At 36.2% G+C, this 23,925-nt stretch carries 19 protein-coding genes; 2 read left to right on the plus strand and 17 right to left on the minus strand.

All coding sequences use genetic code 11. The features are described 5' to 3' along the window. The 3 genes from NAT51_RS00125 to NAT51_RS00135 form a co-directional block, all read right to left on the minus strand. Window positions 1-414, minus strand: coding sequence for a hypothetical protein (locus NAT51_RS00125; RefSeq protein WP_250593846.1), 414 nt, complete (start codon window positions 412-414; stop codon window positions 1-3). A 161-nt stretch (window positions 415-575) separates the two neighbouring features. Next, the gene (gene recA / locus NAT51_RS00130) at window positions 576-1,580 is read right to left on the minus strand and encodes a recombinase RecA (RefSeq protein ID WP_250593849.1); all 1,005 of its coding nucleotides are present in this window, start codon (window positions 1,578-1,580) and stop codon (window positions 576-578) included. A gap of 142 nt (window positions 1,581-1,722) precedes the next feature. Next, window positions 1,723-6,096, minus strand: coding sequence for a choice-of-anchor D domain-containing protein (locus NAT51_RS00135; protein WP_250593851.1), 4,374 nt, complete (start codon window positions 6,094-6,096; stop codon window positions 1,723-1,725). Between the two features lie 225 nt (window positions 6,097-6,321). Between NAT51_RS00135 and NAT51_RS00140 the strand changes: the two genes are divergently transcribed. Continuing rightward, window positions 6,322-6,801 (plus strand): regulatory protein RecX, encoded by a 480-nt coding sequence (locus NAT51_RS00140; protein WP_250593853.1) that lies wholly within the window; start codon window positions 6,322-6,324, stop codon window positions 6,799-6,801. 4 nt (window positions 6,802-6,805) lie between these two features. Here NAT51_RS00140 and NAT51_RS00145 read toward each other — a convergent pair whose 3' ends face one another. The 9 genes from NAT51_RS00145 to NAT51_RS00185 form a co-directional block, all read right to left on the minus strand. Further along, the gene (locus NAT51_RS00145) at window positions 6,806-7,951 is read right to left on the minus strand and encodes a beta-ketoacyl synthase N-terminal-like domain-containing protein (RefSeq protein ID WP_250593855.1); all 1,146 of its coding nucleotides are present in this window, start codon (window positions 7,949-7,951) and stop codon (window positions 6,806-6,808) included. A gap of 95 nt (window positions 7,952-8,046) precedes the next feature. Next, window positions 8,047-9,318: an adenosylmethionine--8-amino-7-oxononanoate transaminase gene (gene bioA / locus NAT51_RS00150; RefSeq protein ID WP_250593857.1), complete on the minus strand. Its 1,272-nt coding sequence runs from the start codon at window positions 9,316-9,318 to the stop codon at window positions 8,047-8,049. Between the two features lie 5 nt (window positions 9,319-9,323). After that, window positions 9,324-9,941, minus strand: a complete 618-nt coding sequence (gene bioD / locus NAT51_RS00155; RefSeq protein ID WP_250593859.1) for a dethiobiotin synthase — start codon at window positions 9,939-9,941, stop codon at window positions 9,324-9,326. A 52-nt stretch (window positions 9,942-9,993) separates the two neighbouring features. Beyond that, the gene (locus NAT51_RS00160; protein WP_250593861.1) at window positions 9,994-10,611 is read right to left on the minus strand and encodes a hypothetical protein; all 618 of its coding nucleotides are present in this window, start codon (window positions 10,609-10,611) and stop codon (window positions 9,994-9,996) included. Further along, a complete protein-coding gene (locus tag NAT51_RS00165; protein WP_250593863.1) occupies window positions 10,601-11,104 on the minus strand; it encodes an RNA polymerase sigma factor in 504 nt (167 codons plus the stop codon). The genes NAT51_RS00160 and NAT51_RS00165 overlap by 11 nt, the downstream gene beginning before the upstream one ends. Before the next feature lie 6 nt (window positions 11,105-11,110). Beyond that, a complete protein-coding gene (locus NAT51_RS00170; protein ID WP_250593865.1) occupies window positions 11,111-11,968 on the minus strand; it encodes a TraB/GumN family protein in 858 nt (285 codons plus the stop codon). Between the two features lie 97 nt (window positions 11,969-12,065). Next, window positions 12,066-13,208, minus strand: coding sequence for an aminotransferase class I/II-fold pyridoxal phosphate-dependent enzyme (locus NAT51_RS00175; protein ID WP_250594481.1), 1,143 nt, complete (start codon window positions 13,206-13,208; stop codon window positions 12,066-12,068). After that, on the minus strand, window positions 13,192-13,719 hold the full coding sequence (locus NAT51_RS00180; protein WP_250593867.1) for a hypothetical protein: 528 nt from the start codon (window positions 13,717-13,719) through the stop codon (window positions 13,192-13,194). Before NAT51_RS00180 ends, NAT51_RS00175 begins: the two co-directional genes overlap by 17 nt. Continuing rightward, window positions 13,716-14,207 carry a hypothetical protein gene (locus NAT51_RS00185; protein WP_250593869.1) on the minus strand — a complete coding sequence of 164 codons (492 nt, stop codon included), beginning with the start codon at window positions 14,205-14,207 and terminating at the stop codon, window positions 13,716-13,718. Before NAT51_RS00185 ends, NAT51_RS00180 begins: the two co-directional genes overlap by 4 nt. Window positions 14,208-14,592: 385 nt before the next feature. Between NAT51_RS00185 and NAT51_RS00190 the strand changes: the two genes are divergently transcribed. Next, on the plus strand, window positions 14,593-15,399 hold the full coding sequence (locus NAT51_RS00190) for a DUF3667 domain-containing protein (RefSeq protein WP_250593870.1): 807 nt from the start codon (window positions 14,593-14,595) through the stop codon (window positions 15,397-15,399). 86 nt (window positions 15,400-15,485) lie between these two features. On the opposite strand, the gene NAT51_RS00195 is transcribed toward NAT51_RS00190, so the two are convergent. The 5 genes from NAT51_RS00195 to glmS all read right to left on the minus strand — a co-directional run bounded on the left by NAT51_RS00195 (window position 15,486) and on the right by glmS (window position 23,916). Beyond that, window positions 15,486-15,767 carry a F0F1 ATP synthase subunit epsilon gene (locus NAT51_RS00195; RefSeq protein WP_250593872.1) on the minus strand — a complete coding sequence of 94 codons (282 nt, stop codon included), beginning with the start codon at window positions 15,765-15,767 and terminating at the stop codon, window positions 15,486-15,488. A 64-nt stretch (window positions 15,768-15,831) separates the two neighbouring features. Beyond that, entirely contained in the window at window positions 15,832-17,343 is a 1,512-nt protein-coding gene (atpD, locus tag NAT51_RS00200) for a F0F1 ATP synthase subunit beta (protein WP_250593874.1), read from the minus strand. Window positions 17,344-17,535: 192 nt separating this feature from the next. Further along, a complete protein-coding gene (locus NAT51_RS00205; RefSeq protein ID WP_250593876.1) occupies window positions 17,536-18,957 on the minus strand; it encodes an SGNH/GDSL hydrolase family protein in 1,422 nt (473 codons plus the stop codon). Between the two features lie 30 nt (window positions 18,958-18,987). After that, entirely contained in the window at window positions 18,988-21,783 is a 2,796-nt protein-coding gene (locus NAT51_RS00210) for a TonB-dependent receptor domain-containing protein (protein ID WP_250593878.1), read from the minus strand. Between the two features lie 285 nt (window positions 21,784-22,068). Continuing rightward, window positions 22,069-23,916 (minus strand): glutamine--fructose-6-phosphate transaminase (isomerizing), encoded by a 1,848-nt coding sequence (gene glmS, locus NAT51_RS00215; RefSeq protein WP_250593880.1) that lies wholly within the window; start codon window positions 23,914-23,916, stop codon window positions 22,069-22,071. Window positions 23,917-23,925: the final 9 nt, after the last annotated feature.

The raw sequence follows: 23,925 nt of genomic DNA on the forward strand, positions 1-23,925 counted from the left end.
TTAAGGTACTACCGGAATTTCGATTTCTTCGAAAATATCTTCTCCATTTTCATCTTCGCCTTTCCAAAGTTTGAAAATATAACTATTGAATCCTGTTGGTTTGAATTGTAAAATTTCAGTTATGGGATTAACCGTAGGTGTAGTACAACCTCCTTGTTCAAGAACACTTGTATGAATGGCAATTGTTCTTATATTGGCATCTTTTGCATAATAAAACCCTTCATACAAATGACATGTCGTAGGTCTGATATACGTAAAAGGCAATTCGTAGATACTGTCCCGTTTAAATTCAGCAGGCAAAACAGCACTTTCAATAGGTAATAATTCGGTGTGGAATTTTATTCCGTCATCACTTCCTAAACTACAACCCATCAGTGTAATCACAGTAACTAATACTAAAAAAACTTTTTTCATGTGTATTATTTATTTATTAAACGAAAATCAGAATTCCCATTTTACGGGAATCAGTTGCAATAAAACTTAAATGCGGCCGATTAACATATTAAAGATACAAAACAGTTAAAAGGGTTGCGTAATAAAAATAAAAAAAGCCATTCTCGCGAATGGCTTTCTGATTAATTATCGTTTTGCTTAATCAGCTCTTTGATTTTAGCTTCCAGTTCATCAGCTAATTCCGGATTGTCTTTGATCAGTGATTTTACAGCATCACGTCCCTGTCCTAATTTAGTATCTCCATAACTGAACCAAGAACCTGATTTTTTAATTACCTCAAATTCAACTGCCAAATCAAGGATTTCACCTGTTTTCGAAACACCTTCTCCATACATGATATCAAATTCGGCTGTTCTGAAAGGTGGTGCTACTTTATTTTTAACCACTTTCACTTTGGTTCTGTTTCCTAATACATTTTCACCATCTTTAATTTGGGAAGAACGGCGGATATCCAAACGTACTGAAGCATAGAATTTTAATGCATTACCTCCGGTAGTGGTTTCAGGATTTCCAAACATCACCCCAATTTTTTCACGCAACTGGTTAATGAAGAAAACCGTACAATGTGTTTTACTGATTGTAGCTGTTAATTTACGCAATGCCTGTGACATCAAACGAGCATGTAATCCCATTTTAGAGTCTCCCATTTCACCTTCAATTTCACTTTTTGGTGTCAAGGCCGCTACCGAGTCGATAACCACAATATCAATAGCTCCTGAGCGGATCAGGTTTTCAGCAATTTCCAAAGCCTGCTCTCCGTTATCAGGTTGTGAAATAATCAAATTATCAATATCCACTCCTAGTTTTTGCGCATAAAAACGGTCAAAAGCATGCTCCGCATCAATGAATGCAGCAATTCCACCTGCTTTTTGCGCTTCGGCAATGGCATGTAATGTTAAAGTTGTTTTACCTGATGATTCAGGACCGAAAATTTCGATGATTCTTCCTTTCGGATATCCGTTTACACCCAAAGCCAAGTCTAAACCTAACGAACCTGAAGGAATTACTTCCACTTCTTCAATGGCTTTGTCACCCATTTTCATTACGGTTCCTTTACCATAAGCTTTGTCTAATTTATCTAAAGTAAGCTGCAGTGCTTTTAGTTTGGCTTCTTTTTCTGAACTCATTGCTCCTAAATTTTATATCGAATTATTTTTAGTAAAAATAGATTTTTTTTATCACTCTAAGGGAATAAGTTTTCAACAAAAAAAATCCCTCTTCCTAAATTTCAGAAGAGGGATTTTCAAATTTCACAACAGAATCAGATTGTTAGAAAATTATTTTTCGGGTTATTGTGTGACCATTTTCCAAAATTACTTTCACAATCAGTGCCTGATTATTTTTTTGTACCGAAGTGATTTCGGTTTGGTGATTTTCAACATTTTTCTTCGTTGCCAATGATTGTCCCAATACATTGTAAACTTCATAAGATACAATATTTTTAATTCCCGAAGTAATTGCAATTGCATTGTCTGTTCCGAATACCTTCACTGAATTGTTTACCGGTTCAAAATCATCATTACCTAATGTACTAGCCGTATAACGCAACACAAATCTTGTATTGTTGATTCCTTGTTGGGCAGTAAACTGATAAGGAGCCAATGTTAAATCATGGATTACATTCGTCAATTTGTCTTCCAGATAAATTTTATTCGATCTGTCTGCAAAAACACCGTCTGCTTGATTAATTGCTATCGTATATGTTCCTGCTGCCGGCAACTGAACTCCAAGCGGAACCAAATCATTATTATCAAAAGGGAAAGATCTCGCCTGAATATCAAATATAGTATTCCCGTTAACTGAATGGAAACCGAATCCCGACTTGTAACTTGATTTAGAATCAAAATAGAAATCATCTCCGTTTGTCGCGCCTTCAACATAAGCCACAACCTGGGTTTTAACCGTACGGTCAGGATTGATTAAATCTAACCAGATTCTGCTTTTCTGTAATTCACCTGAAGGCGAAGAATTTCTGAAAAACTGACTGTTATTGTGGTTATGTGATCTTTGTCCGTTATTGAATTGTAAATTAGCTGAACTTGAACCTAAGCTTTCCTTCATTTTTACGAAGAATCCCTGTCCTGATGCAATTTTACCGTCAAAAGCTCCGGCAGGAATTGAAGCCGTACCGTTATGTCTCACATAATCTGAAGAAACATAATTATAAGTATATGACTGATAGTAAGGATTTGCTGCAGTCGTAGGCGAAGTCAAATGTCTCCATAAATAAACCGTTCCATCTTCAAGCACTGCACTGTTATCTGTAGCAAATGTTTGAGTATCGATTGCTGAAGGATATGGATTACCTACAAGATTCCAGTTGTCATCAAATTCTGTAATTGTTGCGTTTGTACCCGCAAAAGGAGTTGTAATTGTTCCTTTATTGATTGTTTTGTTGATTACGGCATTATTAAACATACTGCCTGTAAACGTAACTGTTTGTGTTGGATCATTATTTGGAACCCTGAAAGCATATCCTTTACCCGGAACCATATTCGCATCAGCTGAGCTAACCCAATTACCTTGTCCGTATCCTGCAGGGTTCGCAACATCGGTATCCCACTCGTAAATACGGCTGTTGGCAATTGTTGTGAATGATGCCGAAACAATTGGAGACGACCAATACACATAATCAAATTGTTTTGTGTTTTGCGCCGTTCTGATCATGTTGTTCGTTCCGGCTCCTGAATAAGCACTAGTATTATCCGTTTGAATTAAAGAAGCATCATCCTGTATGGTAACCGTTCCGTTATTTACTACGTCATGCCCCACTTCAATATAATCATTAGAGCTAACAGTAAGTGTAGATCCCAAGTTAACTATTAAACCACAGCTGATGAAACTTGGAGTAGCAACCGAAGTTGTATAGTTTCCGTTCAATATGGCAATTTTGGTAGAATCAGGCGTTCCGTTACTCCATGAAGTTCCGTCCCATGATGTCGTATTTGCACAGAAAACTCCTGTTCCCTGAATATTGAAATTATACGGATTCTCATTTATATCATTGTTGGCAATTGCAATTGTAGCCGTTCTTAAACCTATTGCTGAAGGCTGGAAAGTAATTTCAAACGTAGTGGTTCCCGAAGCTGCAACTGTTGAAGCCGGATTAACAGACACACTGAAATCTGAAGCATTTGTACCTGAAATAGTTATCGCACCAACATTTAAAACGGCTGTTCCTGTATTTTGAATTGTAAAAGTTCTCATAACGGTTCCTGACAAAACCACTGTCGAACCAAAATCACTATGATCTGCTGCTGAAGGAGTAATATCACCATCAGCTATTGAAACCGAATTCCCTTGTACATTCATTTCAGGTAATGGAGGAGTACAAATTGAATTGTGTGAACCTAAATTAGTTACTGTATCAACGGCATAACCTGTCCATTCTGTTGAAGGATTGAAAGCATCTGAACCATTACTATCACCGATTTGGATTCCTGAATTTCTAACTATCGTATTATCAGCTGTTGATGTTAAACCTGCACCCCATTCTGTTCCTGGGTCAACCCCTATTACCTGCCCAACTATATCAACATTTGCTGCTATTGAAGTTTTATAAAGCGAAATAGCATCATCACCATTATATTGCATAACAGTACTTGCCGTCGACAAATCTGCTGCTACACCTAAAGATTGTAACGAATTAGCTATTACATAAGTACTATATGGAAGTATTGATCCAGACAATGTCAAACTTGAAGTAACTGTTGCAGAACCTGCATTATATTGTCTTAATACATAATCTGACAAATTTATACTTGAACCAGTCGGGTTAAAAAGTTCAATAAATTTATTATTCCCCGAACCTTCAACATATTCTGAAATAAACAAATCACTACAAGGCGCAACTGTAGCCGTAGCCGTCACAGCAAAATCATAAGCTGCCTCATCAGCATCATCACTGGTTACCGTCACTGTATCATTGAATGATCCTGTTGTAGCACTGTTAAATGTAACCGTAAAAGTTGTTGATCCAGCAGCAGCTACAGTTGCCGGTAATGTGATACCGCCAACAGTATATTTTGTTCCTGTTGTCATCGCAATCGCAGAAACATTCAGATTAGCCGTTCCTGTATTCTGGATTGTGAATGTTTTTACAATATTATTCGAAACAGCAATGCTACCGAAACTTGTGTCATCTGTTGCAGAAGGTGTAGCATCACCATCAACTATATTTACTGAATTCCCCTGAATGTTAATTTCAGGCGTAGCTGCCGGAATTACTGCTGTTACATTATAATTATAAGTTGCTTCATCAGCATCATCACTGGTTACCAAAACCGTATCATTGAATGTTCCGGTAGTCGCACTGTTAAACGTTACTGTAAAAGTTGTTGAAGCACCGGCAGCAATCGTTGCCGGTAAAGTAATTCCTCCAACCGTATATACAGAACCCGTATTCATAGCAACATTAGTTACCGATAAATTACCGGTTCCCGTATTTTGAATTGTATATGTTTTTATAACATTCGTAGATGTTGTTGTGATTCCAAAATCTGTATCATCAGCTACAGAAGGTGTAACATCACCATCAGCAATAGTATTTGAATTCCCTTGAATATTAATTTCAGGTGATGATGCTGCAGGTATTGTTGCGGTCACGTTATAGTTATAGGTTGCTTCGTCAGTATCATTACTGGTTATCAAAACCGTATCGTTAAATGTTCCGGTTGAGGCACTGTTAAATGTTACTGTAAAAGTTGTAGAACCACCAGCAGCGATTGTAGCCGGCAAAGTAATTCCACCAACCGTAAAAACAGATCCTGTATTCATTGCTACGTTAGTAACCGACAAATTAGCAGATCCGGTATTTTGTATTGTATACGTTTTTGCAACATTTGTTGATACAGTTGTTGTTCCAAAGTCAGTATCATCAGTAAGGGAAGGCGCAACATCACCATCAGCAATGGTAGTTGAATTTCCTTGAATATTGATTTCTTGTAAAGAAGCAGCAAAAGTAGCTGTCAAGCTTAAATTATCTACTCCAAGACCTTGTGAGTTGGTAGAACCACCAGCACCAGTATAGGTCCAGCATAAATAATACAACCCTGATGGTGCAATACTCAAACCGGTTATTGTAAATGACTTATTAATTGCTGTAGGCGGATTACTAATAGTTGTATTATTAGCATCAGCTGTATAAGATTGATTCCCGGCTGCTACTGCCGTATTTACATTTGTTGCATTTGCACCATGAAAAAAGGTCCAATCAAAAGCTCTTGTTCCTGATCTATATTTTTCATAATCAAACGATATAGCCAAGTCAGTAATATTGGCAGAGCCTGTATTTTGAATCGCAATAATAATTGATCTCGGACTTGAATAACCACCAGATGACAAAAAGCCTAAAGATCGATCTGTTGAACTAGCCGTGACACCGTTAGCCCAGTTAACACAGCCACCTCCTGAGGCCCCTCCAACAATTCCTGCGCCACTTGTTCCATACGCAACAGTAGTTGCAGCTGTTCCGGTCGAATAGTTTGCAGTTGTGTTCACTCTTACTCCTGTAGGTAATACTGCAGTAGCAGAATTACCGATTCCATCAAAGTTTTGAGTTACTGGAGTTGCATTTGGAATTACAATTTGTCCAAAACCAACCACACTAAAAAGTAAGGAAAAAATAAGTAATTTAATTCTCATTGTATAAGTTTTAATTGTGCAAAACGCCCTACTGAAAACCAACCACTTAGTTTAAAATAAAGCCATCAAATATATTATTATTTCTTAATAAAAAAAGAATAAAAAGTTAAATTTATCGTTAATTTTTGCTGATGGTCGATAAAATTTGGTATTCCAGCGTCTTTTTTGTATTATGTATTTTCCTACATTTTTTTATTCTCACCTGATTTTGATAATTTTACCCCAATGAATGCCAAAGTATATACCGTAGAAGAAGCTACCCAAAAACTGGAATATTATTGTTCCTATCAGGAAAGATGTCATGAAGAAGTGATAACCAAACTTAAATCCCTTGGAATGATTCCACAGGCAGTTGATCATATCGTTGTGCACTTGATTGAACAGAATTTTTTAAATGAAGAGCGATTTGCCTGTAGTTTTGCAAGAGGAAAACACAACATTAAAAAGTGGGGGAAATTCAGGATTGAAAACGAACTGAAGTTACGAAATATTTCAAAATTCAATATTAATAAGGCATTGAAAGAAATCCCTCAGGAAATATATATTGAAACTTTCCACCTTCTGGCTGAAAAGCAATGGGATACAGTTCTTGAACGTAATATTGCTAAAAAAAAGAAAAAAATAGCCGATTATTTACTCCGTAAAGGCTGGGAAAGTAATTTAGTTTATGACAAACTGAACGATTTGGAAACAACTGAAAATTAAAAAACTATTTCCCAATCAATACCGATACTGCATTTCCTCCAAAACCAACTGCATTCACCATAACCTTTTTAACTGGCCTATCTGTTTTTTGTTTTGACGCAAAAGGAATTCTAATAAACGTATTGTGCTGAAGCATCAAAAGGGCTAATTCCACGCTCAACATTCCGGACGCACCGAAAGTATGACCGATTTTCCATTTATTAGTGGTCAACATAGGCATATGACTACCAAATACTCTCTGAATGGCTTTATATTCTGATAAGTCGCCTTTTACAGTACCGGGTGCATGCATCACAACTGCATCAATCTCTTCGGGTTTGATATCACCCATAGCCATTTTCATGGAATCCTGAAAACATTGTGCTTCAGTAGAAATTGATATACTGTGTTCCAAAATATCTGTTGCATAACCAATCCCTTCCACATACGCCAATGCATTTTCATTTTCACCGGTTTCCAGACAAATCATACTGGCACCTTCACCTAAAATCATGGTGTTTTTGGTTTTCTCCAAATCGAATGAACGGCATTCAGCAGATTGTGAATAAATTTTCAAAGCCTGCATCTGCGCGATCGTAAAAGGTGTTAAAGGCGCTTCGCTACCGCCAACTAAAAATTTTTCTGCCATTCCTGCCTTAAGCCATACTACTCCGTTTAAAAAAGCATGAAGTGCCGTGGAACAAGTAATGGAATGTGAAATCTCAGGTCCTTTGCTTTTCAGATCATGGGCTACCCATGACGAAATATTTCCTAAAGTAGTCGTAGGTGATGCCAAAGTGGAAGACATACCGGTTTCGATGAATTCCTGGTGGTATTTTTCAAATAACTCAGTAGCACCACGGGAGGAACCAATATTGATTCCGAAAACATCATTTTGACTCCAACCGGCTTTTTTAACGGCTTCTCTTGAGGTGTAAACGGCAAACAAAACAGAAGGATCCAAATTCTTGTATTTTGCTTCCGACTGTCTTAACTTTTCAATTTCTTTTTTGGTTTCTGATGGCAGTTGAGCTACAGCAATTTGCTGATTTCCAATTTTTTGTAGACCTATAAAAGATGAATTGTTTATATAATTATTCCAGATGGTTTCAGGATTATGACCTAAAGCCGATACGGAAGAAAGTGCGGTTATGGCAATTTTTTGTTTCAAGCGGAATTCTTTTAGCCCCGATGGCAGCGGCATCCTTTTATTGCTTTGACAAATGGCAATAAAAGATACAGCGTACAGCGGGAATGGCTACAAAATTAAACTATTTCCAAGGCTTTTTCGATGGTTTTATAGACTTTTTCCAATTGAGCATTCGTCATAATATAAGGCGGCAAAATATAAACCGTATTTCCTACCGGTCTCAGGATAATTCCGTTGTCGATAAAGAAGTTGTAAAGCTTGTTGCGTAAGTTACCATAATAGCCGGTTTCTCCTTCTGTTTTAACTTCTAAAGCAAAAATAACACCAAGCACTCTGGTTACTTCAACTTTCGGATGCGATTTAATCCGTTCCTGAAATTGCAAATGACTTTGGTAGATTCTGCTGATATTTTGTTTGGTTTCTTCTTTTTGCAGTAAAGCGATACTGGCCAATGCGGCTGCACAACCTGTTGGATTTGCGGTAAAAGTATGTCCGTGGAACAAAGCATGATTCACTGATTCGCTTTTGAATCCGTCAAAAATTTCATTGGTAAACGTCGTAATTGCCATTGGAATGGTACCACCGGTCAATGCTTTGGACAAACACATCATATCCGGTTGCTGTCTCAGATAATCACAGGCAAACGTTTTTCCTGTTTTCCCGAATCCTGTCATTACTTCATCGGCAATAGTGAAAACATTTTTCTGTTTACAAACTGCCATTAACTGATCCAGAGCTTCGGGTTCATACATCAACATTCCGGCTGCGCCCAAAACTAAAGGTTCAAAAATAAATGCGGCCACTTCATGTTCTGCAATGGCTTTTTTCAAGGCGTTGAGCGATTCGGTTTCTTTTCCGGCAACTGGAACCGGAATCCGGACAACATTTAAAAGCGAACCCTGAAAAGCTTCCGTAAACAAAGAAATTCCGCTCACAGCCATTGCTCCGAATGTATCACCGTGAAAGGCATCTTCAAAAGCAACAATAGTATTTTTTTTTATTCCCTTATTGAAATGAAACTGGACCGAAGCTTTAATGGCAACTTCCACTGCGGTTGAACCATTATCGGAATAAAAAAATTTCTGTTGGTTTGAGGGTAAGATCTCACTTAACTTTTCTGCCAGAAAAACCACTTTATCATGTGTAAAACCTCCGAACAGAACATGTTCCAATGTAGTTAGCTGTTCATAGATGGCATCGGCAATAAATGTATTCGAATGTCCGAATGGATTGACCCACCAAGAAGCGATTGCATCGATGTATTCTTTATTATTTTCATCCCAAAGCAGCGCGTCTTTTCCTTTAACAATTGCAGGAAAATCAGTTGCGGTTTGATGTTGTGTATAAGGATGCCAATTGTATAATTTGTCTTTTTGTGAAAGGCTCATATCTTTTATAGATTGATAAGGTTTTCGCGGAATAAATCGGCGTAATAAGCGATTACGTTATGGTCAAAATAAGGTTCCGAATCGATGCGGCCAATCATTTTAACTCCTGATTTATTGAGAATAATTTTTTCTGTAGCCGAATTTTCATCGCCGGAAAAAATAATTCCGCCAATTTCAATATTTCTGTTTTTCAAAGCTTCTATTGTAAGCAATGTATGATTGATACTTCCCAGATAATGTCTTGAAACTACAATGACTTTATAATCGGGTTGAATCAAATCAACCACACAATCAGTATCATTTAAAGGAACCAATATGCCGCCGGCTCCTTCGATTACCAGATAATTTCCGGTTTGTGGTTCTGTTATTTTGGCCAAATCAATTCTGATTCCGTCAATTTCAGCAGCCAGATGCGGGCTCGCAGGTGTATTGAGAGCGTACGCATTTTCAAAAAAACGGGATTTCGCATTTGAAACCTGATTTTTCACTTTATGCGTATCTGAATAATCCAAATCACCTGCCTGAACCGGTTTCCAGTAATCGGCTTCCAGCGCTTCGACAACAATTGCTGATGCAACTGTCTTACCTACATCTGTTCCTATACCGGTAATAAATAGTTTCATAGTATTTCTTTCTGCAAAAGTAAAAAACCCATCGCAAAGATGGGCTTTCTTATTATTCTTTTAATTCGTCTAAAACCTTTCTGATTTCCTTGGCATATTTCCCGTAGAAATGATTTACCCACCATTCGGTCACAAAAGCAATTGCCGCCGTTGCTCCTACAAATGCACCAATGAGAAACCCAATAAAGATATCATCTGATTTTTCATTCAAAAGATCGGTGAATTGATCCAATTTATAAAGATTCACATAAATCAAGACCTGAAAAGCAATTATAAACGGCACCAGTGAATAACAAAAGGATTTGTAAAACTCCATATTCAGGCGGATATCATAATACGTTTCATAAAGATTGTCTTTCGTTGTCATACTGACTGTATTCAATCTTTTATAGAAGAAATAAAGCTTTACCAAAAAATAAGCACAAATCATCAAAAAGAGTACATACAAACCATAAAATCCGGTTTGCATTAATGGTGAAAATTTAAAAATAAACGGTATGAATCCCAAAAAGACAATGGAGATTATCTGATAAATAAATTCATTTTTCAGATTTTTCCTGATTTTATCCAATGGCATATTGGTTGATTGTAATTTTTCCAAATTAGCCGGAAGGGAAACATTTTCTGATTTATCACTATTCCACGCCGATTGTATATCGTTAAAATCCATATCCCTGATTTTTTATAATTTCTTTTAATTTTTCTTTTGCCCTGTTTAATTTTACCCGTGCATTTCCTTCGGAAATACCTAAATTTTCTGCGATTTCACGATGCGAAAACCCTTCCAGTTGGTAGAAAATTATCGCTTTATCAATTTTATCGAGCTTTTGTACTGCTTTGTAAAAATGTTCAATCTGACTTTCCTTGATATATGCGTCACAGTCTTCTTCTTTGATATTTTCAGAAGCAATTTCATATTTATCAATCTTTCGCTTCTCTTTTTTCAAGAAAACAATTGACGTATTAATGGCTACACGATACATCCAGGTTGAAAACTGACTTTCCCCTTTAAAGCTGTCATACGCCTTCCAAAGTTGGCATATAATTTCCTGAAACAAGTCATCCTGATCATCAGGATTATCCATATACATCTTGGAAACCTTGTGGAGTATACCTTTATGGCTTTCGATCCGGGTTAAGAATTCTTTCTCTTTTGAATCCAATGTTTCTTAAATCATTACCGGTTTTACCGTATATCCTTTTTGTTTCAATAAGTTGATGACACCTTCATCTCCTGGTAAATGTCCTGATCCTACAGCGAAGAATACGCTTTCTTTTTTCATCATTTCCGGCATGATTTTCACCCAATTGGCATTTCTCGTATCCAGCATCCACTTTTTAGCGTTTGCATCCATCACTTCTTTGTTCGTGATTTCTTCATACATACCTTGCAGGTTTTCGGTAACATAATTTTGAACCAGTTTTTGGGTTTCAGCTTCATTGATGTGCTTAAAAAGTTCCATCATTTGGTCATCAGAGTATGACTTTCCTAAAAATTCCATTTGGGCTTTTATAGTTTCCAAACCGATTATTCCTTTTTTATCTTCTTTAGCTTTAGCCGTCAGTTCCATTTCATACACTTTCAAATCCTGGCATCCAAATGATTTAACAGATAAAAGACTCATCAAAGTTGTCAATGAATAACTGTCTACATCTTTCACTCCAACTCCTATATTTGTTTTTAAAATCTTTTCCAATTCTGTCAATTGCACAGAAGTCAATTTTTTACTTAATAATTCGGTACCCATAAGATACTGTTGCATGGCAGCCATTTCATTTGGATCTGCTATATTGATTTCCAAAGCCAGTTTAGATGTTTTGGCGAAAGCATCCTTTACTTTTGGTTTCAACACATAGTCTTTTCCACAAATCATGTGAACTGTTCCAAATAAATAAGACGGTTTTGTCAATCCGTTTCCGGATATCTCCCATAATAAAGAATTTTCGGTTGCTTTGGTTTGTGCATTTGAAGTTAATCCGAATTGGGAAACAACGATAAATAAGATTGATTTAAATAGGTTTTTCATTTTTTGTTTATTTTACTTTTATGATTGAACTTATCTTTTTGATTTCAACAAGTAAGTAATCAAACAGGCAAAACGTTACAAAAAAATATGTTTTTTTTTACAAAAGTGACATTACACACCTTAAAACACTTGAAATCTGATCTTTAGAATTATACGAATGTAGACAAATACGTAGTCGTTCCTGACCTTCCGGAACAGTTGGGGAAAGAATTGCCTTGACATCAAATCCTTCTGATTGTAGTTGAGAAGCGACTTTTTTCACTTTTTCATTACCGGGAATGATGGCACACTGTATGGCCGATTTACTTCGGACAAACATTGGTTTTAAACCCAGTAAATTTTTCTCCTGATTAAAATGAACAATGTTTTCCCTTAGTTTTTCAATTGTACTTTTTTCATTAACCAACTGTTGGTACGCAATTAAAACTGTTGCAACCGAGTGCGGAGAAAGTCCCGTGGTATAAATGAAGCTTCTGGCAAAGTTCACCAAATAATCTTTCAAATCCTGACTACCCAAAATTGCAGCACCATGACATCCCAATCCTTTTCCGAATGTCATGATACGGGCAAAAACCTTATCCTGAAAACCTAAACTTTGGATCAAACCTTCACCACTATCACCGAATACTCCAAGCGCATGCGCTTCATCTACAATCAGTAAGCAATTGTGCTTTTCACATACAAAAATCAGTTCTTCCAAATTAGGCGTATCGCCATCCATTGAATAAACTGATTCTATAGCAACAAAAATATTTGATCCGGCCGTTTGGAATTTAAGTATTTTTTGCTCCAAATCTTCAAAATCATTATGCATGAATTTAAATGATCTGGCATTTGAAAGTTGGATACCGTCCCGGATTGAAGCATGACACAATTCATCGAACAGAATAATATCATTGCGTTGTGGTACACAACTGAAAAAACCTACATTGGCGTCATAGCCTGAATTAAATATCAATGCCGATTCTGACAGGTGAAATTTAGCGATATAATCTTCGGTTAATGAATACAGTTTGTAGTTCCCTGAAATCAATCGGCTTCCTGTAGCGCCGTTGATTTTAATATTACTATCAATTAAAAACTGATGAGTTGCATCAAAAATAATTTCTGAATGAGCAAACCCAAGGTAATCATTAGAAGCAAAATCAATTAATTCGCTTGAGGATTTTAACGACCTTAAAGAATTGTTTACTTTACGCAAAGCAAGTTTATCTTGTAGTGATTTAGGAAACAGTCTCATCATATTTTTCAATCCAATTCTTATGACCTTTAATCGTATTATCAAGCATGCTTATTTTCAAACCATCACTCAAAATTTCTTCAAATTCTAATGCAGCTTTAGAGCTAAATCTATAAGCAATTGGCTGATTTTTATTATCTGAAAACCAAAGCTTTATCGTAAAGTCTTTACTTTTAACATCATTTTCAATATGGACTCCCACATACTGAATATCTTCAAAAAAACTATCTTTTATAATAGGCAACCCAAAAAATGTATACCTCAAAAGAATGCTTTTTTCATTTTTGTTAGCGTATAATACTTTTTTATGGATTAACGCAACTCCGCAAAATAAAAAGAAAAAAATTGCCGTGATAAATTTAACACAGGTAACTGCTTTATTGTTTACGAACAAATCCATTGTTTTAAAAAAAACAGGAATGCTCAAAAAAATCAATGCCAAACCAAAAAGGTAGAATAGTAAATTCCCTTTTGTTTTATAAACAAGCTCATAATCTTCAGGTACCATCATTTATTAAAAACAACGCCAAGTTTTGTAATCCTTTGTAAATTATCCATTTCAGCAAAGATAACTCCTTTTGAACCTTTTATTTTGAAACGATGGTCGTAAACAAATTTAGCGTCATGCTTCTCATGTTTAGCAGCAATCTCTTCAATTAAAGTTCCAATGGTAAACTTGTTAAGCTTCCATTTATTCTTCGTTATAGTTAACTGTAAAATTGCATTATTTTGCATTTCAATAATCAATCCGTCATAGTGGAAAGTGTAGATTGGCTCTTCGCCCTGTTCGAGTATTTCCTTATCCAAAGTAATAGATTTTCCCAAAATAGCTTCTACTTTGTCCGGATCATATTTACTGGATACATTGATACTCTTATTAGTTTTTGCATTAATTAGCAATACTGTCTGATTTGCAGCTGCAGGTTGTTGTGACCAAATGCAATTTGCAAATAATGACATTAAAATACCAAAAAAAAGTTTTAGGGCTTTTGAATTCATGGTGTTTAGATTTTTGAATTAAAAATATAAAAAAACCAATTTCGCTTTTGAAACAAACTGGGTTTTAAAATTTATTTTACTGCGTACAATTCGCTACGCTCGGCTTAAACTGTATTAACTGGCTAACACAATTATTTTGTTACAATTCATTTTTCAACTGTTCCTAAAGTAATAGTCAACCAAAAAAAAGTTGTTTCACTTTATTAAACTTAGCTAAAAATTCATTTGGCATTTTAATATCAAAACTAACAATTTCACATTTCTTTTCCTAATGAAGACACGACAGTAACAGGTAAAAGTCTCAATATTCAATAACAACAAAAACTAGTGAATAAAAATTTTAACTAATTAATGGAAATTGTATCTTGCATTAAAACCCGAAAATATGGAATCGATTTGCAAGAACTGCGAAACAAATTACTCTGAGAATTATAATTACTGCCCGAATTGTAGTCAGAAATCTGCATTACACAGGTTGAGTTTTCATGATGTTCTTCACGAAGGAATACATTATTTCACACATGCAGACAAGGGCTTATTTCAGTTAATTAGAGATTTAGTAAAAAAACGCGGTGTTGTTGCAAGAGAATATATTGAAGGGAAACGTAAAAAATATTTTCCTCCATTAAGTTTCTTTTTACTGATTGCCACAATATTTGTTTTTATATCCACATTGGGTGAACCCAAAGAAACATCCGATGTACTCAAGACACATCCAGAGTTAACTAAAATTATAGATCCTGCTAAGAAGCTAGCTGCGATAAACATGTACGAACGAGGAGAAAAGGTGATGCATTTTACCACAAAATACTCCAACCTGATGGCTATGTGTTCGTTACCGTTAACAGCTTTTGTTTTTTGGCTTTTTTACAGAAAAGCAAAATATAATTATGTTGAACATTTAGTTGCCGGAATGTACATGATTGGCTTTTGTCTTTTGATGTATGCGTTAATTATTTTACCTCTTTCTTATATTTTTAACTTTTCTAAGAATTACGCAATTAGTTTCTTCTTTATAGTTCAGCTAATTTATTTTGCAGTATATTACTTTGGTTTTCTAGGTAAGAAAACTAAACTACAATTTAGCAAAGCACTTGTTGTGAGTATTGTTAGCCTAATTATTTGGGCAGCATTTTCAGCAACTCTTATTCGTTTCTATATCACAACAGGATTTTGGGGATTAATGCATTAAAAATAGTTATTTCAAAAAATAGTTTATTAGGGTTAACCAAAAAAAAAGCCAAACATTACTGTTTGGCTTTTTTATTATGAATTGTATTAGTCGGCTAATACAATTATTTTGTTATCATTCATTTCAATAGTTCCTGAAGTGATAGGCAACCAAAATGTTTGTTCATTTACTTTATTAAATTTTGCTGCGAATTCTTTAGCAATTTTAATATTAGAACCAACAATTTTCACATTTCCCTTTCCTAATAACGACACGATAGGTGCGTGATTATTCAACATTTGGAACTCACCATTTACTCCCGGAACCGCTACTGAAGTAACTTCTCCTGTAAATAAAGTGGCTTCTGGTGATACAATTTCTACAATCATTTTATGTAATTGATAATTGATAATTAACAATTGACAATTATCCATTGTCAATTATCCATTGATTTTATGCTTCAGCTAACATTTTCTGACCAGCTTCGATAACATCTTCGATGGTACCTTTTAAGTTGAAAGCTGCTTCAGGCAAGTGGTCTAACTCACCATCAATGATCATGTTAAATCCTTTGATCGTATCTTTAATATCAACCAATACACCAGGAATACCTGTAAATTGTTCCGCTACGTGGAAAGGCTGAGATAAGAAACGTTGAACACGACGTGCTCTTGATACTGCTAATTTATCATCTTCAGATAACTCCTCCATACCTAAGATGGCGATGATATCCTGTAATTGTTTATATTTTTGTAGAATCTCTTTAACTCTTTGAGCAGTATCATAGTGATCCTTACCTAAGATTTCCGGAGTTAAGATACGAGAAGTCGAATCCAATGGATCAACCGCAGGATAAATACCTAACTCAGCAATTTTACGAGACAATACCGTTGTAGCATCTAAGTGCGCGAAAGTTGTAGCCGGCGCCGGGTCAGTTAAGTCATCCGCAGGTACATAAACCGCCTGTACTGAAGTAATTGATCCTTTTTTAGTAGATGTAATACGCTCTTGCATTGCACCCATCTCAGTTGCCAATGTAGGTTGATAACCTACCGCTGACGGCATACGTCCTAATAATGCAGATACCTCAGAACCCGCTTGTGTAAAACGGAAGATATTATCTACGAAGAAAAGTACGTCTTTACCTTGATCAGAACCAGCACCATCACGGAAATATTCAGCAATTGATAAACCAGACAAAGCAACACGCGCACGTGCTCCAGGCGGCTCATTCATCTGACCGAAAACGAAAGTTGCTTTAGAATCTCTCATTCCCACTTTATCAACTTTAGTTAAATCCCATCCACCATTTTCCATTGAATGCATGAAATCGTCACCATACTTGATAATTCCTGACTCTAACATCTCACGAAGTAAGTCATTTCCTTCACGTGTTCTTTCACCTACTCCAGCGAATACAGAAAGACCTCCGTGACCTTTTGCGATATTGTTGATCAACTCCTGAATCAATACTGTTTTACCTACACCAGCACCACCAAACAATCCAATTTTACCTCCTTTTGCATAAGGTTCAATCAAATCGATTACTTTAATACCTGTAAATAAAACTTCTGATGAAGTTGATAAATCTTCGAATTTAGGAGCTTGTCTGTGGATTGGCAATCCATTAGCACCTTCTTTTGGCAAATCACCTAATCCATCAATAGCATCACCTACAACATTGAATAAACGACCGTAGATGTCTCCACCGATTGGCATTTGGATTGGAGCACCGGTAGCTGTTACATCAGCCCCTCTACTCAAACCGTCTGTTGAGTCCATAGAGATTGTACGAACTGTATTTTCTCCAATGTGTGATTGAACTTCCAATACTAATTTAGTACCGTCATTTTTAGTGATTTCTAATGAATCGTAAATTTTTGGCAATTCAGCTTCAGCTGCGTTAAACACAACGTCAACCACCGGACCAATAATTTGAGCAACTTTTCCTATTACTTTAGACATGCTGTATGTATTTATTAAATAGCTATTTAGTTATCAAAAACAAAGTGTTTTTTCAGAGTGCAAAGATAATTTTATAATTGTGAATTACAATACAATTTTTTGGTTTTTTTATCTGGCTCGTTTTCAATAGATTTAAAAACCAAAAACCACCGGAAATTCCGGTGGTTTTATAAATTATGTATCTTTCAAACATTACAATGATGCAGGAAACAACACTCTGTAAGTTCCCACATTAACCGTTCTGATTGTAGAACCGTATTTTGCATTGATTGCTTCAATAAATTTATTTGCTATTAAAGCATATCCGCGAGGTGAAGGATGCACACCGTCCAAAGAGAAAGCACCACCTGTTACGAAATCTTCTTTTAAAGTATATCCGTTAGCCACAACACCGTTAGGACTTGTTAACAAACTCATTACTGTTTTTGCATCAACATAAGCTAAACCATTAGCAGAAGCTGCTGCTTCGATTGTTACGTTATAAGCATCAGTCGCAGCAATAATTTCATCAACCTCGTTTTTACTAACAATCCATTTGTCAGCTAAAGGAACAGAAACACCGTTAATCATTGCAGGATTACCACCCACCAATGTTCCGATAAAAGTTCTTGAAGGTAATACCGGATAATCATTTGCAGTAGCCGGTCTGTAAGAAGGGATTCCGTAAGGTGTCAAATCAGTCAAATAACTATCCACAATAATTACCGGATTTGCCCCCACTTGAAAAACAACCCTTCTTCTGTCTGCTTCCGCCTGAGTTATCCAGCCATTAGCAACCGCAACAGCAAGACCACCGTTGTATGTTGCATAACCACTGTTCAATTGAGTTACCTGAGCCGAGTTTAAAGCAACTGGGTTATACGGAACAGTTGTAAAGTGAGGCAAAGATGTTACATATGGTAAATTAGCAACAACCCCTTTTCTTCCTCCATTTGACAATTGCGTCGCCAAAGCATTATAAGAAGCATTAAAAGTAGCCGTAGGTGTAATTGGATTTGTCCCATCACCACCTGACAAAGCATAACCCAAAACATCATTACCTCCAATCCACAATGAAAAGAAAGTTGGTTGTTGTGTTAATGCATCAGCCAAAACAGTAGTACTTCCTGAAGAAGCAAATCTCACAAAGTAAGGATTTGCCGTAGGAGGTATTGTTCCCAATCCCCCAATATTTCCGTATCCAGCTGCCAATAAATGATAACTTTTCGCTCCCGGCACACCTAGATTTGAAAAAGAACCCGACAAATGCACTGACACATCAGTAGTAGAAGTTCCCGAAACCGGAACGGGCGCAGTTCCATTAAAATAAAGTCTTGGACCACCTAATGCCGCATTGGTAAAACCTCCAATATTATCATTCATGAAAGGAATTGTAAAATCACCTCCGCCCGCAGCTTCAAATTGCCCGGCCAAAATTGAAGGATAAGAAGTCTCCTGCCCTAATTTAAATAAAGCATTATCACTGAAACCTGCCGCAAAAGAATCTCCCAATGCAACATATTTAGAAAAGTCTGCAGTTCCCGGCGATACAGTTTCATCAACTTTTGCATCATCGTCTCCACACGCTACAAAGGTTAACGAAACCAAAAATAGCCATTTGAAATTTTTAATCATATACTTTTACTTTTAATAAGTTTAACTTGATTACGGATTAATAGTCCAAGATGCGTAGTATTGTTGTCCAATATTACCGGCTCCGGGAACCTGAATATAATCTTTACCTCCGATATTAGCACCACCAACTTTAATCACTGATTTCAAGAAAGGAATGGTGTAATTAATTTGCGCGTCAAACACAACGTTTTCAGGAACCATAGCATCAACAAATGAAGACTGCCATAAATATTCTGAATTCCATCTTACGTTTGTATTAAATCCAAAGTTTTTGAATAATTTCTCACTTCCGAAAGAACCTTTAACTCTATGCTTAGGCGTATTGAATCCTGCTTCAAAACTTGGATCAGAAGCTTGGTCAAATTTGAATTCAGAGTAGTTGTAGCTAGCTCCAAGATCAAACATCGCTACTTTTCTGTTCACCCCAATACCAAAACCTAATGAAGTAATATCAGCTTTAGAGTTTGTATACACCTGATACACTCTTCTATCTCCGTTAACCAAAGCCGCAATTGACTCCGGACTTCCAACAGTACCATAATAAGGCGCAATAACGTTAGCTGTATTGATAAAGTCATTATACATATTATAGTATCCGTTAATATCTACAGCTGTTTTTTGAACATTTGCTCTATATCCTAATTCAAATGCCTGTACTTTTTCAGGCTTAACCAATCCATAAGAAGAAGCTTCAAGTACACTTGGGTCTCCTGTAGCTGAAAAAGCCTGCACAGAAGCCGAAGTAAATGAATTGAAATAAGCATTATTACCATTCATTCCGATAGTTGCCGGGTTACCCATAGCCTGTCCGTTAGCACTTACATTTACAGTTTCTGTAAAACGCTCTAAGTTTTCAGGTGCCGAACCAATCAATGCGAATGGACCTAAATCCAATCCGATGTATTGATCCTGAGTTGTCGGGTTACGGAAACCAGTTTGATAAGAAGCACGGAAATTATGTTGTTTTTCAGCACCGGCAGCATATGTAAGTGATACTCTTGGCGAAATATTTCCGTCGAAGTTTTGAGATTTATCATAGCGAAGAGATCCTGTGAATTTCATTCTCTCTTCCATAAATTTCTTTTGTAATTGTGTATAAACACCGTACTCACTATACTTTAAAGGACCGTCAAAATCTGTAAAGATAGTTCCGTCAGAATTCATCACATATTCTCTTGCAGATCCACCAACCTGAATCTCAGCAAAGTCGATTAAATCTTTGAAGTTATAATTTAAATCCGTGTGGTACAATTTAGATTCATCTTTGAATTTAGCACCAGTTGTCAAATTTGGATCTTTAGTTACCGAAGACAATGCTGCATTGTAAGCAGGACTTCCCGGTACAAATCTTCCCGTATCAGCAGTTTGTCTGGCAATAATGTGCGCATTTTCAGGCGTCTGACCTGCCAATGTAGCCTGAATATAAGCTCCGGCATATTGTCCAAACCAAGTTGAATCCGATTTCCATGCGCGGTTAACGTTCCATGCTGCAAAACGCATATCATAAGAATTACCTGCATCCTCAGTTGTCATATATCCTCTTGCAAAGAAGTTTCTACCTTTGATCTCCAATTTTGTCTGATCCATATAGAAATCTTTCAACGAGTATCTGTTAGCTCCCTGATAAATAGTATTACCAAAACCTAATTTATGTTGTGCGATAATTTCAATGTCTTTCGCAAAAGTACTTGAAGAATTTGCCCATGGACGGAAATGCAATGAAGCATCAAATTTGAAACTTTCAACTTTGTTACTATTCAAATCTTTTTCAGCATATCCTGTTCTTGCAACATTGTAGTTTGGTAATAAATTAACTGCAGCAGCAGGAATTAAACCCAAATTTGCCAAAGTTTGACCTACAGTTTTAATATTTGTAGACACTTCATCTCCATAAGTATTCAAACCATCATAGTTCGGATTGAAGTCCAAACCTGTAAAATTTTGTGCCAAATCTCTTCTGTCATTAGCAATCCATTCTGTTGCAGACAAAACTGAGAAATTAGCTTTTGCAGCAAAATGATCAGAGAATTTTTTAGCAGCTCTGATACCAAAGTCATACACAGGATTATCTCCCGCTGTTTGCTGTACCGTTCTTCCGTATTTGAAATAAGTCGAAATCCCCTCTTTTGTAAATGGGCTTCTACTATTCATAAAAATAATTCCGTTAAAAGCATTCGCTCCATATAACGCAGATGATGCACCAGGAAGAATTTCAACACTACCGGCATCAACATCATTTAAACCTAACAAGTTACCCAAGATAAAGTTCAACGCCGGAGATGAGTTATCCATACCATCTACCAACTGCATGAAACGCGTATTGGCTACAGTAGCAAATCCTCTGGCATTAACTGATTTAAATCCGAAACTACTGGTATTAAAATGAATATCTTTCATATTCTCAAGACCATCATAAAAAGTAGCAGCCGTGGTATTCTTGATATCTTTGATACCCATTCTTTCAATTGTAACCGGAGACTCAAGAACTCTTTCCGGGGCTCTTGACGCAGAGATTACAATCTCATTTAATTTTGTTGATTCTTCAGCCAAAACAACCACGATTTCCTGCTCTTTGGAATTAACCTGAACAGTTTGCGCAGTAAATCCCATCATCGTTACCTCTATTGTAAGCGGGAAAGAATTTTGTGTTTTTAAAGTAAATTTTCCGTCAAATCCGGCCGAAGTCCCCGAAGTAGACCCAACCACTTTAACGTTTGCACCAGGTACAGGCTGACTTTTATCATCTGTAACTGTTCCTGAAATTGTTGTTTGCGCAAAAGTTAATACGCTAAAAAACAATGACAAAATAGTAAAATAGATTCTCATTCTTCTTTGAATTTTGTTGGTTTATAAAGCCAAATTACGATAATAATTGTAAAATATAAAAAAGTAGATTAAAACTTTCTAATATTTTAGGCATTCCACAGCATGTTAAGACACTAAAATTTGATAGTTTTTTAAATATTTATTAAAATTTTAACATTTAATTAAAAGAATAAATATTATGCATACATAGTAAATATAAAAAAGCGAGAAAAATAAAAATATTGTTTTAATAAAAAAAGCGGGAAAAAATCCCGCTTTTTACAATTATTTTACTAAAATTTTACATTATTCCACAGTAACTGACTTCGCAAGGTTTCTCGGCTGGTCGACATTACAACCTCTCATAACCGCTATGTGGTATGAAAGCAATTGCAAAGGAATAGTTGTTAACAAAGGTGACAACGCATCCGAAGTTTCAGGAATTTCGATAACATGATCAGCTAAAGCCCTAACCTGTTCATCTCCTTTAGTCACAACTGCAATTATTTTTCCACTACGCGATTTAATTTCCTGGATATTACTCACCACTTTATCGTAATGCCCTTGTTTAGGCGCAATTACCACAACAGGCATTTGTTCATCTATCAATGCGATAGGTCCATGCTTCATTTCTGCCGCCGGATAACCTTCTGCATGGATATAAGAAATCTCTTTTAACTTCAAAGCACCTTCCAAGGCTACAGGGAAATTATACCCTCTTCCAAGGTAAAGACAATTAGGCGCATCTTTATAAACAGAAGCAATTTGTTTTGAAATTTCATTAGTCTCCAACGCTTCCTTCACTTTTTCCGGAATCGTTTCAAGTTCTAACAAGTATCTGTGATATTCAGAATTTGACAAAGTTCCTTTGATTTTAGCCAAACGTAATGCAATCATCGTTAAAACCGTGATCTGAGTAGTAAATGCTTTTGTTGAAGCAACACCAATTTCTGGACCCGCATGAGTATAAGCACCGGCATGAGATTCTCTCGAAATTGACGAACCAACCACATTACAAACACCAAATACAAAAGCTCCTTTTTCTTTAGCTAATTTAATTGCCGCCAAAGTATCAGCTGTTTCTCCAGATTGTGAAATTGCAATAACTACATCCTTATCACTGATAATTGGATTTCTGTAACGGAATTCAGAAGCATATTCCACTTCAACAGGTATACGTGCAAATTCTTCAAAAATATATTCAGCTACCAATCCCGCATGCCATGAAGTACCACATGCAATAATTAATATTCTTTGTGCGTTCGTGAATTTTTCAATATTATCTTCAACACCTGCCATTCTCACAATTCCTTCATTTGCATGTAGGCGTCCACGGTAAGTATCACGGATCACATTAGGCTGTTCGTAGATTTCTTTCATCATAAAATGATCGTAACCTCCTTTTTCAATCTGCTCCAAATTCATCTGCAATTCCTGAACATAAGGATCTACTAATGAATCATCCTTAATTTTACGGACTTTCATCGGTTTGTTCAAACGGACAATCGCCATTTCTTCATCTTCAAGATAAATAGCATTGGATGTATATTCGATAAAAGGAGAAGCATCAGAAGCAATGAAAAACTCATCCTTTCCTAAACCAATCGCTAAAGGACTCCCTAAACGGGCCACAACAATTTCATCCGGTTTTTGTTTATCAAAAACACAAATCGCATACGCACCCACAACTTGGTTCAAAGCCACCTGAACCGCCTTGCCTAATTTAAGATTATCTTTTTTCTGTACGTCTTCAATTAAATTAATCAATACCTCAGTATCTGTATCTGATTTGAAAACATAACCTCTTTTAATTAATTCTTTTTTTAATGGTTCGTAATTTTCGATAATACCATTATGAACAATTACTAAATTTCCTGAATTGGAAAGGTGAGGATGTGAATTCACATCATTTGGAACCCCATGGGTTGCCCAACGCGTGTGTCCAATCCCGATTGATCCGTTTAAAGAAATTTCTTTAACAGCTCTTTCTTCAAGATCAGAAACTTTTCCTTTTGTTTTCGACAGTTTTAAATCGGTTCCATCATACAAAACCACTCCTGCACTGTCATACCCTCTATATTCTAATCGCTTTAGCCCTTTAATAATTAAGGGATAAGCTTCTCTATGTCCAATGTAACCTACAATTCCACACATACTACTTTT

Origin of the sequence: Flavobacterium amniphilum, from assembly GCF_023634845.1 — a bacterium.
Lineage (GTDB): Bacteria > Bacteroidota > Bacteroidia > Flavobacteriales > Flavobacteriaceae > Flavobacterium > Flavobacterium amniphilum.